The organism is Synechococcus sp. CS-603, from assembly GCF_977929215.1.
In genome coordinates, this window is record NZ_OZ376778.1 from 700,044 (window position 1) to 714,997 (window position 14,954).

13 protein-coding genes, 1 tRNA gene, 1 other RNA gene and 1 pseudogene are annotated in these 14,954 nt (G+C 66.6%); 6 read left to right on the forward strand and 10 right to left on the reverse strand.

Annotation, left to right across the window (positions count from 1 at the left end; genetic code table 11):
- The first annotated feature begins 28 nt into the window (after window positions 1–28).
- Complete coding sequence (locus ACXMDM_RS03670) at window positions 29–181, forward strand: hypothetical protein (RefSeq protein ID WP_499570107.1); 153 nt, start codon at window positions 29–31, stop codon at window positions 179–181.
- A gap of 136 nt (window positions 182–317) precedes the next feature.
- Here ACXMDM_RS03670 and ACXMDM_RS03675 read toward each other — a convergent pair.
- From ACXMDM_RS03675 to ACXMDM_RS03690, 4 genes and pseudogenes are all read right to left on the reverse strand, one after another.
- A pseudogene (locus ACXMDM_RS03675) lies at window positions 318–557 on the reverse strand (IS1595 family transposase); the annotation flags it as partial.
- A 155-nt stretch (window positions 558–712) separates the two neighbouring features.
- Window positions 713–814: a hypothetical protein gene (locus tag ACXMDM_RS03680; RefSeq protein WP_499570109.1), complete on the reverse strand. Its 102-nt coding sequence runs from the start codon at window positions 812–814 to the stop codon at window positions 713–715.
- A gap of 32 nt (window positions 815–846) precedes the next feature.
- Entirely contained in the window at window positions 847–1,275 is a 429-nt protein-coding gene (vapC, locus tag ACXMDM_RS03685) for a type II toxin-antitoxin system tRNA(fMet)-specific endonuclease VapC (protein WP_071800647.1), read from the reverse strand.
- Entirely contained in the window at window positions 1,272–1,505 is a 234-nt protein-coding gene (locus ACXMDM_RS03690) for an antitoxin (RefSeq protein ID WP_071800648.1), read from the reverse strand. The genes vapC and ACXMDM_RS03690 overlap by 4 nt, the downstream gene beginning before the upstream one ends.
- Before the next feature lie 162 nt (window positions 1,506–1,667).
- Between ACXMDM_RS03690 and ACXMDM_RS03695 the strand changes: the two genes are divergently transcribed.
- Window positions 1,668–2,840 carry a Fic family protein gene (locus ACXMDM_RS03695; protein ID WP_071800649.1) on the forward strand — a complete coding sequence of 391 codons (1,173 nt, stop codon included), beginning with the start codon at window positions 1,668–1,670 and terminating at the stop codon, window positions 2,838–2,840.
- 169 nt (window positions 2,841–3,009) lie between these two features.
- Here the strand turns inward: ACXMDM_RS03695 and ACXMDM_RS03700 are convergent.
- Window positions 3,010–3,083: transfer RNA gene (locus tag ACXMDM_RS03700), tRNA-Arg, on the reverse strand.
- A gap of 126 nt (window positions 3,084–3,209) precedes the next feature.
- Between ACXMDM_RS03700 and rnpB the strand changes: the two genes are divergently transcribed.
- Both rnpB and rnc read left to right on the forward strand, forming a co-directional pair.
- Window positions 3,210–3,617, forward strand: an RNA gene (gene rnpB, locus ACXMDM_RS03705) — RNase P RNA component class A.
- A gap of 27 nt (window positions 3,618–3,644) precedes the next feature.
- On the forward strand, window positions 3,645–4,388 hold the full coding sequence (gene rnc, locus ACXMDM_RS03710; protein ID WP_071800650.1) for a ribonuclease III: 744 nt from the start codon (window positions 3,645–3,647) through the stop codon (window positions 4,386–4,388).
- Here the strand turns inward: rnc and ACXMDM_RS03715 are convergent.
- Window positions 4,379–4,564: an NAD(P)H dehydrogenase subunit NdhS gene (locus ACXMDM_RS03715; protein WP_071800651.1), complete on the reverse strand. Its 186-nt coding sequence runs from the start codon at window positions 4,562–4,564 to the stop codon at window positions 4,379–4,381. The genes rnc and ACXMDM_RS03715 overlap by 10 nt on opposite strands.
- A gap of 111 nt (window positions 4,565–4,675) precedes the next feature.
- Between ACXMDM_RS03715 and rimM the strand changes: the two genes are divergently transcribed.
- Together rimM and ACXMDM_RS03725 are read left to right on the forward strand one after the other, a co-directional pair.
- The gene (gene rimM, locus ACXMDM_RS03720) at window positions 4,676–5,308 is read left to right on the forward strand and encodes a ribosome maturation factor RimM (RefSeq protein WP_071802062.1); all 633 of its coding nucleotides are present in this window, start codon (window positions 4,676–4,678) and stop codon (window positions 5,306–5,308) included.
- Window positions 5,309–5,371: 63 nt separating this feature from the next.
- Window positions 5,372–6,898, forward strand: a complete 1,527-nt coding sequence (locus tag ACXMDM_RS03725) for a mannose-1-phosphate guanylyltransferase/mannose-6-phosphate isomerase (RefSeq protein ID WP_071800652.1) — start codon at window positions 5,372–5,374, stop codon at window positions 6,896–6,898.
- Here the strand turns inward: ACXMDM_RS03725 and selD are convergent.
- The 4 genes from selD to ACXMDM_RS03745 all read right to left on the reverse strand — a co-directional run bounded on the left by selD (window position 6,842) and on the right by ACXMDM_RS03745 (window position 14,886).
- Window positions 6,842–9,049, reverse strand: coding sequence for a selenide, water dikinase SelD (selD, locus tag ACXMDM_RS03730; protein ID WP_071800653.1), 2,208 nt, complete (start codon window positions 9,047–9,049; stop codon window positions 6,842–6,844). The genes ACXMDM_RS03725 and selD overlap by 57 nt on opposite strands.
- Window positions 9,046–10,074: a UDP-glucose 4-epimerase GalE gene (gene galE / locus ACXMDM_RS03735; RefSeq protein ID WP_071800654.1), complete on the reverse strand. Its 1,029-nt coding sequence runs from the start codon at window positions 10,072–10,074 to the stop codon at window positions 9,046–9,048. The genes selD and galE overlap by 4 nt, the downstream gene beginning before the upstream one ends.
- A 191-nt stretch (window positions 10,075–10,265) precedes the next feature.
- Window positions 10,266–12,431: a transglutaminase family protein gene (locus ACXMDM_RS03740; RefSeq protein ID WP_071800655.1), complete on the reverse strand. Its 2,166-nt coding sequence runs from the start codon at window positions 12,429–12,431 to the stop codon at window positions 10,266–10,268.
- Between the two features lies 1 nt (window position 12,432).
- Window positions 12,433–14,886, reverse strand: a complete 2,454-nt coding sequence (locus ACXMDM_RS03745) for a glycogen/starch/alpha-glucan phosphorylase (protein ID WP_071800656.1) — start codon at window positions 14,884–14,886, stop codon at window positions 12,433–12,435.
- Window positions 14,887–14,954: the final 68 nt, after the last annotated feature.

The window sequence follows — 14,954 nt, forward strand, 5'->3', positions numbered from 1 at the left end:
TTTCAGCGCCAGTCCGTGTCCTGCCGCTTTGGATCGTCGTCACTGGGTGCTGCTGTTCGCCGCCCTGGCCTGCCTGGGCGGGCTCTTCCTCTGGATCGCCGCAATCGACCTGGTTCTCGATGAATCCCTTCCCCCCGCTCCTACGGCCCAGCCGGCCCCGGAACCAGGGGGCTTGAGGTAATGACCAATGCGTCGTTACAGCGAAGCCGTTAAAGCTGATGTGAGAAGCCGGATGAGCCCGCCGCACCGGCAGAGCGTGGCCAGGATTTCAGAAGACCTGGCGGTTGCAAGGAGAGGTGGTGCCGGCATCCCACGGGGCCTGCCTTGCCGCCCGGCAGTTCTCCGCTGAGATAGGCCTCATCCATCTGGATCTTTCCCCGCAGCACGTAAGCGTCTTCCCGCTCACTCATGGCCCGCTGGATCTTTTTATGCAGCAGCCAGGCTGTGTCGTCGTTGACGCCTAAGTGGCGGCTCAGTTCCAGAGAGGAGATCCCCGTTTTGGCCTGACCGATCAGATAGAACGCCAAGAACCAGGTGGTGAGCGGGCTTTCTCCAGCGCCGCCTCACACGGCTCCTCCGTTCCGTAGTGGCACTGGAACTCAGGCAGGGAAAGGTCTTAGTGGAACTGGATACCGCTTCGAGCCATGAGTGGAACAGTATTTGTGTGCTGCTCTAGCCGCGCTGGCTGGGCCCGGCGGAGCAAGCTGGGTCATCAAGTTTGTCCTTTCTGGTGTAGGCAAGTGCCTTCATCGTCCATCGTGAGGATCTTCAGAAAGATCGTTCGGTCTTTCTTTGGATCGACGGATGCGGGCATCAGCCTGCCGAGGATGCAAGCTCGAACCAGGATCAATGGCTACCGTCCCCACCATTGACCCAATCGAGAGGAACCCAGTTTTCAAGGAGCAGGCCGGGAACCTGGGCAAACTCGCGGCTGTTGTTGGTGATCAGCGTGGCCTGCTGGCTCAGGGCATGGGCCGCAATCATCGTGTCGAGAGAGCCGATTGGCGTGCCCCGGCGTTCCAGTTCGGCACGCAGGTCGCCATAGGCCCAGGCGGCGCGCTCATCAAAGGGCTGAAGTGTGAGAGGGGCTAGAAACATCTCCAGGGCCTGGCGGTTGCGCGCTGAACCACTCTTGGCCACACCAAAGGCCAACTCGGCGGCCACCACACTGCACAGACCAATCTCGCCCATCCGGTACTGCTTGAAGCGCGCCAGCACTGACGCTGGCCTGGCATTGATGATGTAAATGCAGATGTTGGTATCGAGCAAGATCATGGGCTGAAGGCTTCCCGGATCTGTATCTCGGGTTGCTCGCGCTTGAGCTCAAAGCCAGGCTCGAAGGCCTCCAACGCGGCCTCCATGGTTTGCCAGGGGTCGTCGATGGGCAGCAGCAGCACGCCACTACCGAAGTGCTTCACCACCACCTCGCTACCGCTGAAGCGGTACTCCTTCGGTAGACGCACCGCCTGGCTGCGGCCCGATTGAAAGAGCTTGGCAGTGTCCATGGCAGGGCTCTGATCGGGTAGTGACCCACGATAGATACCAAGGCTGGAAATTGGCTCCTAGCGACAGGGCCAGCCGTGAACACGGACAGGCGCCCTTATTCAAGGTAAGCCCCTTGCTCTTTAATAGAATGCAAGCCTGTTCAAGGTTCTCGAAGCAGCCCCATGCAGCGTGACGACGCGGGCCGCTATGAGGTCACCAGCGCGGCTGGTGAGTCCGTTCGAGCCTTTGTGCCGGCGCCGTTGCCGCCGGATCCACCCGTGCTGCTCGAGGGTGCTCTCCAGGCGCTGCATGAGCGGGCGCTGCTGGCTTGCGGGCGCCTGGACGGGGTCTCAGCCCTGCTGCCGGATCAGGCCCTGTTTCTCTACGCCTATGTGCGGCGGGAGGCCCTGCTGTCCTCCCAGATCGAGGGCACCCAGTCCTCGCTCTCTGACCTCCTGCTGTTTGAGCTGGAGGAGGCCCCCGGCGTTCCCACAGGCGATGTGGTCGAGGTTTCCAGCTACGTGGCGGGGCTTGAGCACGGCGTGGCACGGCTGCGGGAGGGCTTCCCGCTCTCCTCCCGCTTGCTGCGGGAGATCCACGCCCGGCTGCTGGCCAGGGGTCGCGGGGCCGATCGGCTGCCCGGGGAGTTTCGCCGTAGCCAGAACTGGATCGGCGGAACCCGCCCCGGTAACGCCAACTTCGTGCCTCCGCCACCTGGCCTGGTGGAGGCCTGCATGGGCCAGCTCGAGCAGTTCATCCATGGCACGCCTGGCGGGGCCCATGCCCTGCCTGTGCTGGTGCGGGCCGCTCTGGCCCATGTGCAGTTCGAAACCATCCACCCCTTCCTCGACGGCAATGGCCGACTGGGCCGGCTGCTGATCGTGTTGATGCTGATCGATGCCGAGGTTCTGCAGCTGCCACTTCTCTATCTCAGTTTGTTCTTCAAGCAGCACCGCAGCCGCTACTACGACCTACTCAATGGCGTGCGCCAGAACGGCGACTGGGAGGCCTGGATCGATTTCTTCCTGGAGGGCGTCGAGAGCACGGCGACAGCCGCTGTGACAACGGCCCAGCGGCTGCTGGCGTTATTCTGCTCCGACGAAGCCCGTTTGAGCGGGATGGGGCGATCCGGCCCCAGCGTTCGCCAGGTTTATGCGGCCCTCTGCCGGCGGGCACTGAACAGCATCGGCCAGCTCAGCGCCGCCTGTGACCTGAGCTTTCCCACCACGGGCAAAGCCCTGGAAAGACTGGTGGCACTCGGTATCGCGCGGGAAAGCACCGGCGGCCAGCGCAATCGCCTTTTTGCCTACGACGCCTATCTGGCGATCCTCAGCGAGGGCGCGGAGCCGCTTTGACCCAGCCAGGGGTCGAAGGCAGGCACAGGATTGGCCTAATCATTTGACTAATGGTGGTCGATCCGGGCCGATTTGCCTAGTTCTTTGCCTAACGGCGGCGGTGGGCGGGAGTCGAGTTTACGGCCTTGACTTACGTGAAAACCCCTGTAGCGACTGGGCTTTAGAAGCACGGGGCTGGCGGGACTCGAACCCACGACCTACGGTTTAGGAAACCGTCGCTCTATCCGGCTGAGCTACAGCCCCCAGGTGGTCATTATCAGCCTCGGACGCTCCCAGCCGCTGGCCCGCGCGGTTGACACTCGGCTGCTCCTTCCTCTCTCGACCTTTCCGTTGAAGCAGGCTGGCACCCCGGCCTAAAGTCTGGGGTTGAAAGCAGGCGAGGTGGTCGCAATCGGAGTGGAACATTGGCCTGCGGGTCGGTGGACTGGGTCCGGTTGAGGAAAGTCCGGGCTCCCCAATGGCCAGGCCTGCTGGGTAACGCCCAGTGCGGGCGACCGTGAGGACAGTGCCACAGAAACACACCGCCGATGGCTCCGGGTTCGCCCGCTGCACAGGTAAGGGTGCAAGGGTGCGGTAAGAGCGCACCAGCAGCATCGAGAGGTGCTGGCTCGGTAAACCCCGGCTGGGAGCAAGGCCCAGGGACAACGGTTGGCCATGACACCCGTCCCGACACAAGTGCGCCGCTCGAGGCCGTTGGTAACAGCGGTCCCAGATAGATGATCGCCCCGGCAGGCTTCGGCCTGCCGAACAGAACCCGGCTTACGTCCTGCTTTCACCCCATTCCCGCGCCCCGCTCGCCTGCGCATGCCCCCAACGCGCTCCCAGCTGATCAGCTTTCTCGCTGAGATCGGCGTGCTCGAAGCGGCTGGGCCCGAGCCAGGCGCGCTCCCGCCGATTGAGCCCGATCTGGCGCCGATCGAGGAGGCCCTCACCCACAGCTCGGCTGGTCTGGCCTGGAACCACGAACGGCTCGAATTCCTCGGGGATGCCGTGCTGCGCCTGGCCGCCTCGGAGTATCTCCAGCAGCACCATCCCGAGCTCAGCGTTGGCGCCTGCTCGGAATTGCGCGCCCAGATCGTCTCCGATCGCTGGCTGGCGGAACTGGGCGCAACCTGCGGCATCGACCGGGTGGTGCGCCTGGGGCCACTGGCCATCGGCGACCAGGCCGCCAGCCGCACGATCCGCGCTGAATCCTGCGAAGCTCTGGTGGGCGGGCTCTACGAGGCCTGGGGCAACCTGCGGGCGGTGCACCGCTGGCTGGCCCCCCACTGGAAGCGCAGCATCGCCGAACTGCTCGCCGATCCCCATCGCCACAACTGGAAATCGGGCCTGCAGGAATGGAGCCAGGCCGAAGCCCGGGGACTGCCCAACTACCGGGTGGAGGAGCGCAGCCAGCTCCATGGCGATCCCCGTCGCTTCCACTGCTGGGTGGAACTCGAAGGCAAGCGCCTGGCCGAGGGCTGGGGGGGATCGCGACGGGAGTCTGAGCAGCAGGCGGCCCGGGCTGCCTTGGCCGGAATCGAGCTGCCGGTGTCAACTCAGCCCTGATCGAGGGCGCTGAGCGGAATCGTGACGAGCTTGTCCCAGTTGCCGCCCTCGAAGAAGACCGCAGCCCTCGCTCCGCTGATCCGCTGCACGAAACCGCGGTAGCCGTTGTAGATCGAGCGGCCGTCACGCACGGTCACGGTGCTGCCCGGCAGGATCGGCAGGTCAGACGCAGCCATCAAATCGATGCATCGGGTTCGTCCATTATCGAGCCTGGAAGCTGAAAATGGTTGATGGACAGCGGCGATCAAGCGGCGACGGGCGCAGGGGCGGGCTCAGCGAAAGGCACAGTGGCGGGCTCAGAGGAAGACGAGTGGCTGGTGGTGGGCCGCGTCGTCGGGGCCCAGGGCCTGCAGGGTGAACTGCGCATGCTGCCCCGCACCGATTTCCCGGCACGGTTCACCCGGCCTGGCCGTCGCTGGTTGCGCCACAAGCGCGAAACGCCGCGGCAGGTGCAGTTGCTCAGCGGCCGTCAGCTGCCTGGCCGGGAGCTGTTCATCGTGCGCTTTGAGGGCATCCACAGCCGCGAGGCGGCCGAAGCCCTGGTCGACCATGACCTGCTGGTGAGCGCGGAGGATCGCCCTCCCCTGGCCGAAGGTGAATTCCACCTGCTCGACCTCCAGGGACTGGCCGTGCGGCTCGCGCCGGAGGGCACCGTGATCGGAACAGTGGTCGACCTGATCCACGCCGGCAACGACCTCTTGGAAGTGGAACTGATCGCCCCCGAGAGCCACGAGCAGCCCCCAGAGCCAACCCAGGATTCCGGCCAAGCTGCCGGCAAAACTTCTGGCAAGACGTCCGCGAAAACGTCCGCCAAGCTCCGTCGCGTCTTGATCCCGTTTGTGCTGCCGATCGTGCCGCGGGTCAACGTCGGCGAGGGTTGGCTGGAGATCACGCCGCCACCAGGGCTGCTCGACCAATAAGCAACGAGATTTCCGGACTATTTTTGCCTTCATCAACCTCGGCGCGATGCGGATGTTCCGACCATGAGCCCAGCTGCCTCCCTGGTGCCGGTCATCCTCTGTGGCGGCACCGGTACCCGCCTCTGGCCGCTCTCACGCGCCTCCTATCCCAAGCAGTACTGGCCCCTGGCCGGCCTGGGCGAAGAAACCCTGCTGCAGCAGACCCAGCAGCGGCTCGAAGGGCTCGCCAATCTGGGCGCCCCGTTGCTGATCTGCAACGAGGATCACCGCTTCATCGTCGCTGAGCAGATGCGGCAGATCGGTGTGGATCCCGCCGCCATCCTGCTGGAGCCGATCGGCCGCAACACGGCTCCGGCGATCGCGGTGGCGGCCCTCCATGCCACGGCCTTTGGCGACGACCCCCTGTTGCTCGTGCTCGCCGCCGACCACGTGATCCGCGACGCTGCCCGTTTTCGCGCCACCGTCGAAGCCGGCCGCGCCGCCGCCGAAGCCGGCCAGCTGGTCACCTTCGGCATCGTGCCCACCGCCCCTGAAACCGGCTACGGCTACATCGAGGCGGTCGAGCCGTTGCCAGCCCGGCTCGCCGACTCCGGGGCCATCCCGCCGCCGGTGCCGATCGCCCGCTTTGTTGAGAAACCCGATGCCGCCACGGCCGAGCAGTTCCTCTCCACCGGCCGCTTCACCTGGAACAGCGGCATGTTCTTGTTTCGGGCCAGCGCCATCCTGGCTGAGCTTGAACGGCTCTCTCCTGAGCTGGTCAGCAGTTGCCGCGCCGCCCTCGATCACGACAGCGCCGATCTCGAGTTTCTGCGGCTGGAGCGCGAGGCCTTTGCGCGCTGCGCCAACGTGGCGATCGATGTGGCGGTGATGGAGCGCACCCTGCTGGGGTCTGTGTTGCCCCTGGAGGCGGGCTGGAGCGATGTGGGCAGCTGGAAAGCGCTCTGGGAAACCGCCGATCAGGATTCCGCCGGCAACGTCTTGCGGGGGCGGGTGATCAGCGAGGGCAGCCGCAACTGTTACCTGCGCAGCGAGCATCGCCTGGTGGTGGGCCTCGGCGTCGATGATCTGGTGGTGATCGAAACCGATGACGCCGTGCTCGTTGCCCACCGCGACCGGGCCCAGGAGGTCAAGACGATCGTTCGCCAGCTTGAAGCCGCCGGTGCCTCTGAAGGCAAGGCCCACCGCCGCATCTACCGGCCCTGGGGCCACTACGACGGCGTGGTCGAAGGGGAGCGCTGGCAGGTGAAGAAGATCCTGGTGAAACCTGGGGCCTGCCTGTCGCTGCAGATGCACCATCACCGCGCCGAGCACTGGGTAGTGGTCAAGGGCACGGCCGTAGTTGAAAAGGACGGGGTCGAGGAGTTGGTGGGCGAGAACGAAAGCACCTACATCCCGCTTGGCTCCAGGCATCGCCTGTCCAACCCAGGCAAGATCCCGGTGGAGCTGATCGAGGTGCAGAGCGGCCCCTATCTTGGCGAAGACGACATCGTCCGTTTTGAAGATCGCTATGGCCGCAGCGACGTCCAGGCCAGCTCAGCGCGCCAGCACCCGGCCGATCACAGCGGCCTGCTCGAAGCCACTGGCCCTTAGCTCCCCTAGCGCGGCGGCGGCCCGCTCGGCTGGCAAGGCCGCCAGCAACGGGCCGCAGGTCTGGGGATCGATCAGCAGCTCTTTGAGCAGCTCCGGCTGTTGTGCTGGCGGTCTGAACCGCACCAGCCCGCACTCCAGCCATCCCAGCGCCTGCCGGTTGGATGGCGCCAGGCTGCTGGAGAAGCCATCGGCCAGCAGCGCCCAGACACCTGGCAGGACCGCAATCGCCTCCCCATCGAGCTCAACGGTCAGCTCCCCGGCGGCGAGCATTTCGCCCAGGTGGCCCAGCAGCCCGAAACCGGTGATGTCGGTGCAGGCCGTGCAGCCGTGGGCGGCCAGCTGCTCCACCAGCACCGCCTGGCTCTGCTGCATCACGGTCAGGGCCTGATCGATCCAGCTGGCGCCGGCGCCGCCGGCCATGGCCGCGGCGAACAGCACTCCCGTGCCGATCGGTCGCGTGAGGATCAGGGCATCGCCGGCCCGGAGGCCGCCCTTGGCCCAGAAGCGGCAGGCCGGGGTGCTGCCGTTGACGCAGAGGGCCAGACTCAGCCCTTCGCCAGCCTGTAGCTGCTGCAGGGTGTGGCCGCCCAGCAGCTCGGCGCCAAGGTCGTCGAGCACCGAGCGCACCCCGGCCAGGGTCTGCAGCAGCAGGTCTTCCTGGAGTGAATCGGCCGCTCGGGGCAGGGTCACCAGGGCCTGGGCACTCTCCACCCGGCCGCCGCAGGCCCAGAGGTCCGAGCAGGCATGCAGGGTGGTGAGGCGGCCATTCAGCCAGGGATCGTCCACCAGGGCGGGGAAGCCATCGAGGCTCTGCAGCAGCCGGGAGCCATCGGCTGCGGCCGCGATGATCACCGCGTCTTCGGCGGTTTGTGCGGTTGCGATCCCGCCTGACTGGCCTCCGGCCAGGCCGGCCAGCCGCGCCAGGGCACGCGAGAGGGGCGCGGCCGGCAATTTGGCCGCACAGCCTCGGCAGGGCATGGCGATAGCCGACTGGCCGGCCTGGCCCATTGCCGCCACGTCTTCGAAGCCGTCCATGAAGCGCTGATCGAGGTGTGCTTTCCAGCGCCACAGCCAGCGGCTCGGGCCCACGGCCAGGGGCCCCCAGAACGCGACCGCCCTGGGTTGAGCGGCCTTGTGTCCTGCCGTATTTCCAGGGCCGGCGCCGAGCAGCCGCAAAGCCTGCCGCTGGGGACGCCAGCGGCGCAGAGGCGTGCCAGCCGGGCTCAAGCTGCGGCGCAGATTGGTCGCCAGCACGGGTGCGGCGCGCACCGCCCACACCCCGCTGGGCGGGCGCGGTGCCGTTCGGATCAGGCCGCAGTCGCCGCTGGCGAAAATCGCCGTTTGGCCCTCCACCTGCAGGCTGGATTCGGTCCACACGCGGCCGCTGGCCGGATCGGTGGCCAGACCGGCGGCCGCCAGCCAGGCCGGTGCCCGGCTGCCCGTGCAGAGCACCCGCTGGGTTTCGGGCTCGGCGGCTCCGATGCGGATGCCCGCGGCGGCCAGCAGCCTTTCGCCGCAACGGTTCGCTGCCGCTGAGCCCAGCTGCAGGCCCGTGGGCCGCGGCTCGATCGCCAACGACCGCCCCGGGCCGAAGCGCCTGCGCAGGGCGAGGGCCACCTCCAGCCCGGCCGCCCCTCCCCCCAGTACCGCCAACGCGGCGGAGCTGGAATCCTGGGCGTCACACCAGCCCAGAAAGGGCTCCAACGGCTTGATGGCGATGTCCCGGCCACAGCCGTCGCCTCTGCCGTCGCCTCCGCAGCGCGCCGGGGCAGGGGCGCTCACAGCCCCGACATCAAGGCTGAGTCGGTCCCAGCGCAAGGGGGGGCGTCCCGCCAGCTGCAGCTCCTGCCTCGTCAGGTCCAGGCCGGTGATCTCGGCGCAGACGAAGCTCACCCCCGCCTGTGCGCAGAGCCGGCGCAGATCAATGCTGCAGGCCTCCCGGGCATAGAGCCCGGCGATCAGGCCAGGCACCATGCCGCTGTAGAGGGCGCTGCTGCTGCGGCTCACCAGGGTGATCAGGGCGTGGGCAGGAGGGCCGCTTCTGCTGTTACCCCTGGCTCTGGCCATGGCCCAGGTGCGCAACACCAGGGCGTGGCTGTGACCACCCCCGGCCAGCACCAGGTGGTGGGTGGGCGGGGTGGTGGACCTCAATAGCCGGCGGGATTGGCCCGCTGCCAGGCCCAGCCATCGCGGCAGATGTCATCGAGTCCGCGCTGGGTGCGCCAGCCGAGGCGTTCGCCGGCCAGGGCGGGATCCGCCACCGTGATCGCCACATCGCCCGGCCGCCGCGCCACCAGTCGGTGGGCGATCGGGTGACCGCAGGCCCGCTCAAAGGCGTGCACCAGCTCCAGCACCGAATGGCCCTGGCCGCTGCCGAGGTTGAGGATGAGGTGCTGGGGCGCCTCGGCGAGCAGGACGTCGAGGGCGGCGCGGTGACCCTCAGCCAGATCCATCACGTGGATGTAGTCGCGCACGCCGGTGCCATCGGCGGTGGGCCAGTCATGGCCGAAGACCTCGAGATGGGGCCGCCGCCCCACCGCCACCTGGGTGAGGAAGGGAAAGAGATTGTTGGGATGGCCGCCGGGGTCTTCGCCGATGCGGCCACTGGGGTGGGAGCCCACCGGATTGAAATAGCGCAGGCAGGCGATGCGCCAGCCGTCTTCGCTGGCCGCCACATCGGCCAGCAGCCGCTCGGCGGCGGCCTTGCTGTGGCCATAGGGATTGACCGGTCGCAGCGGCGCCGTTTCCGGGATGGGCACCGTTTCCGGCAGGCCGTAGAGGGTGGCGCTGCTGCTGAACACGATCGTGCGGCAGCCCGCCTTCGCCATCGCCATCAGCAGCCGCTGGGTGCCGCAGACATTGACATCCCAGTAACGGAGCGGATCAGCCACCGATTCCGCCACGGCCTTGAGGCCGGCGAAATGAATCACCGCGTCGATCGGCACGCTGCCGCCGAAGGCCCGCGCCAGGGCTGCGGGATCGCGGATGTCCCCCTCGATCACCTCCAGCCGATCGCCTGCGTCTGCGCCGGCCAGCTCGGCCACCCGGCGCAGCGCTTTGGGAGAGCCGTTGGAAAAATCATCCAGCACCACCAGCCGGTGGCAGGCCTCCAGCAACACCAGAGCGGTGTGACTGCCGATGAAGCCCGCTCCCCCGGTGATCAGCAGGGTGGGCATGGCTGGATTGGCACAACACCATTGAGCCTAACAAGCGATTGCCGATCTCCTTGCTGTTTATCTAAAGCCGTGGCCATAAATCAAGCATTTTTGCAGTTAATAAAAAGCAGCAGATCCTTGCCAAGGAAGTAACCAATGCTGGACATCTGCGCCAAGTTCAAGCCTGGTTCAAGCCAAAGCTCCAATCTGGTTCAGGCCAGGCGCAGATCGAGCGTCCGGCAGCCTCCAGCTGGCTCCGGCCAGTCCGCTGCATCGCTGGCCCAGGGGGGCGCTGCCTCTTCACTGCTTTCTGCCGCGGCCGCTTCCTGCGAAGGGCTCAACGGCTGAAAAGCATCCCCTGCCTCGCCCGTGCCATCGAGCACGAAGCGCGCTGGGAGATCCTGCAGGTCTGGGTTGCCTTCAATGGCCAACTGCAGGGGCAGGTGGGGCTCAATGCAGGGATGCAGCGAGGGGTAGAGGCTGCTGTGCCGGTAGCGCAGCCCCAGCCAGCCGTCGCCGAGGGGCAGCACCCGGCCGTTGAGGCGCAGGCGGTGGTTGGCGAGAAACGCTGCATTGGCCTTGATTTCCAGGCGCTGCAGCGAACTGTCCACGAAGCGGCTCGTGCTGCCGCCCTCCACCGGGGTGTCGCAGAGCAGGGGCCAGGGCTCCAGGGCCCGGCGGATCTCCAGGCTGGCTCCGTCGCGCTGCCAATCGAGCAACAGCGGAAAGCGCCACTCCCAGATCTGGCGGAACGGAGCCGTCTCAAGCGGCAGTCCATCGCCGCCGAGGCGGGCAATCAGGCCTTCAAGGTCACTCCAGAGGGCGGCGGGGAGAAGGAATTCGTCGTGGAGCCGCTCACCGAACGGCTCCAGACCGCTTGGACGATGGCTGGGCTCCAGCAGGTGGGCCGCCAGCGCGGTCCAGAGCAGGGCGATCGTGGCGGTCCATTGCGGCTGCGGCAGGCTTTCGATCGCCCGGAATTCGATCAGGCCCTGGCAGCCGCCGCCCCAGGCGGGATTCCAGAATTTGTCGAAGCTGATTTCACTGCGGTGGGTGTTGCCGCTGCGATCGGCGTGGATGTGGCGCAGGGTTTCGCTGATCAGTTGGCGTTGATCGCCCTCCGGCAGCGCTTCGATTGCGGTGTGGGCCAGGGTCAGATCGAGGCGGCTGGCGCTGCCTTCATCGAGCCGGGGTGACTGCGAGGCCGGACCGACCGAACGGTTGCCGAACAGATAGGACAGGCTGGGGTGGTGCTGCCAGAACCGCAGGATTCCAATCAGCCAGGCGGGCCTGCCGAAGAATGGGTTCTGCTCCAGGCTTGGTCCGCCCCAGAGCAGGTGATTGCCACCGCCGGTGCCCTCGATCGAGTTGCCGTTGCGCTTCCAGGAACGCAGTCCAACCAGCGCGCCGACGGTATCGAGGGTGTGGATCCAGCCGGCGTACTCGCCCCAGCTGTGGCAGACCGGCAGGTTCACCTCCAGCACACCGGGATCGGCCGTCAGGCCGAGCACCTGCCAGTGGCCGTCCATGTCGATCGGCAAGACGCCGCTCAGCTCCGGCCGACTCCAGCCGGCACTGGCCGTGGCGATCACCTCCAGCAGTTGTTGCAGCGGCTGGCGGGCCAGGGGAGGGAGGAACAGGGTCCAGCCATCGGCTGTGATCTCCAGGGTGAGCACCTGGCGCAGCACGCCCTCCGGGAAGGATTGGAGCGGCAGGCGCAGGCCGGCGGGCCCCGTGGCCATCAACAGGTTGCGCAGCTCCTTGGCCAGGGGCCAGCGGGCCGCCTGCCAGCCGGGCGGCTCAGCGGCCTCGGCCGGATCCTCCGGTTCGCTGATGTGGCAGAGCGCCGCGGCCCAGACCCGGCTGTCAGCGGCGAGGGGATCGCGCAGCTTGAGCGGGTGCAGGCGGCAGCCCAGGGCCGTACCGATCGCCTCGAGAAAGGCCTCGGCCTGCTTGGCAGGCAGGGGTTTGGCCTTCTTGAGCTTCTTCGGTCGTCCCTTGGCCGGGGAGGAGGCGGGATCGGCATCCTGGGGCCAGTGCACCACTGGCGTGGCGTCGGGCCCGGTGATCAGCCGCAACGCCCAGCGCGGATTGACTTCGCCGTCGTAACGCTTGCCCGGGCAATACATCAAGGTGCTGCCAGGCCAGACCCTGAGACGCAGCTCCTGGGCCAGGGCGCGGGCGTAGGTGAGTTTGGTCGGCCCATCGGCTGCCACCGTCCATTCGGCGCCTGTCGGCTCAAAGGGCACATAGGTGGGCTCACCGCCGAGGGTGAGGCTGATGCCGGCCGCCTGCAGCCGGACCTCGGCGGCAGCAGCGGTTGCTTCCATCCAGTCCCCGGTCTTGGCCATCGACGGCGCCAGTTCGGTGATCAGCATCTCAGGCTTGGTCCGCCTGTGCCGAGGGGATCAGGGCGCAGGTTGTGATGGGCACTGGAGACACCTTCCAGATGCGCTCGGCGTACTCGTTGATCGAGCGGTCGCTGCTGAAGAAGCCGCAGCGGGCACAGTTCAGCAGGGACATCTTGCTCCAGCTCTCGCTTCGCACCCAGGCCTCATCCACCGTGTTCTGGGCGCGGCGGTAATCGCCGATGTCGGCCATCACCCGGAAGGGATCACTGCTGCAGAGGTTGGCCAGCAGCGGATGGAAGAGGTCGCGGTCACCTTCGCTGAAGTGGCCCGAGCCGATCAGGTCGATGGCCTCGCGGGCGATCGGGTCGTTCTCCAGCCAGGGCATCGGGTGGTAGCCATTGCGGTTGATCGCCTCGATCTCTTCGGCGGTGTGGCCGAACAGGAAGAAATTCTCGTGGCCCACCAGATCGCGGATTTCCACATTGGCGCCATCGAGGGTACCGATCGTGACCGCCCCGTTCAGGGCCATCTTCATGTTGCCGGTGCCGGAGGCCTCCTTGCCGGCCGTTGAGATCTGCTCGGAAAGGTCGACCGCTGGATACACCTTCTGGCCAAGGCTGACACTGAAGTTCGGCAGGAACACCACCCGCATCCGGCCGTCCATGGCGGGATCCATGTTGACGATTTCGGCGATGCCGTTGATCAAGCGGATAATCAGCTTGGCCATGGCGTAGCCCGGGGCCGCCTTGCCACCGAAGATGAAGGTGCGCGGCGGCAGATCCTCACCGTTGCGCAGGCGCAGGTAGCGCTCGACGATCTGCAGGGCGGCCAGGTGCTGGCGCTTGTATTCGTGGATCCGCTTCACCTGCACATCGAACAGGGAGGAGGGATCCACCAACACCCCCAGGTCCTGATGGATGGTGTTCGCCAGGCGCTGTTTGCCCTGGTCGCGCACGGAATGCCAGCGCTCCAGGAAGCTGGCGTCGTCGGCGAACGATTCCAGGCGCTGCAATTCGCCCAGATCACGGCGCCAGTTGGCGCCGATCGCCTCATCGAGCAGGCCGGAGAGAGGGGGGTTGGCCACGGCGATCCAGCGCCTGGGCGTGACGCCATTGGTGACGTTGGTGAAGCGCTCGGGCCAGAGCCCGGCGAACTCGGCGAACAGCTGGCTGCGCACCAGTTGGCTGTGCAGCTCCGCCACCCCGTTGACGTGGTGGCTGCCCACCACCGCCAGGTTGGCCATGCGCACCTTGCGCTGACCGCCCTCCGAAATCAGCGACATCCTCTCCAGCAGGCCCGGTTGGCCGGGGTAGCGGATGCGAACCATGCGCAGAAAGCGGCTGTTGATTTCGTAGATGATCTGCAGTTGGCGGGGCAGCAGCCGCTCGAACAGATCCACTCCCCAGGTTTCCAGCGCCTCGGGTAACAGGGTGTGATTGGTGTAGCTGATGCTGGCGGTGGTGATTGACCAGGCGGTGTCCCAGTCCACGTCGTGCTCATCCATCAGCAGCCGCATCAGCTCAGCCACGGCGATTGCCGGGTGGGTGTCGTTGAGCTGAACGGCGAATTTGGTGTGGAAGTCGGTAACCGCCAGCCCCTGCCCCTTGAGGATGCGGAACATGTCCTGGAGGCTGCAGCTCACGAAGAAGATCTGCTGGCTCAGGCGCAGCTGTTTGCCCTGCTCCATCTCGTCATTGGGATAGAGCACCTTCGAGAGCGTTTCCGACTGCATCTTCTGCAGAACCGCCCGGGTGTAGTCGCCGGCGTTGAAGGAGGCGAAATCGAACGCTTCCGGGGCCTGGGCCGACCAGAGCCGCAGGGTGTTGGCGGTGCTGACTCCATAGCCAAGGATCGGCGTGTCGTAGGCGACGCCGATCACCGTGTTGTCGCCGATCGTGACCGGGTAGCTCCACTCCGGGCGCACCACTTCCCAGGGGTTGCCCTGGGCCAGCCAGGGGTCGGTGCTCTCCACCTGATTGCCGTAGCGAATCTGCTGGCGGAAGATGCCGAACTCGTAACGGATGCCGTAGCCGATCGCCGGCAGCTCAAGGCTGGCCATTGATTCCTGGAAGCAGGCCGCCAGGCGACCCAGACCGCCGTTGCCCAGCCCCGGTTCCGGTTCTTCCTCGATCAGCTCCTGCAGGTCAAGGCCCAGTTCGCTGCAGGCGGCTGCGGCGGCCTCGCGCAGGCCGAGGTTGACCAGGTTGTTCTCCAGGTGAGGGCCGAGCAGGTATTCGGCCGAGAGATAGCTGACGGTCCGGACGTGGGCCTGGGTGTAAGCCTCGGCGGTATCGACCCAGTTGTGCAGCAGTTGATCGCGTACCGCCAGTGCCAGGGCGCGGTAGTAATCGTGCTGGGTGGCCAGCGAGGGCGACTTCGCCAGGCTGGAGAAGAGATGGTGGCGCATCCCCTCGGCCAGGGTGTGGCCGTCAGAGAAGGGAGCGTTACCCCGGTTGGCGGGGGGTGCGCTGGTCGTTGCCATCAAGCGTGACGTGTTGCTGAGACCTTCATGGTGCGGGAAGGGTGATCAATGCTGCTCCAACGGTTACC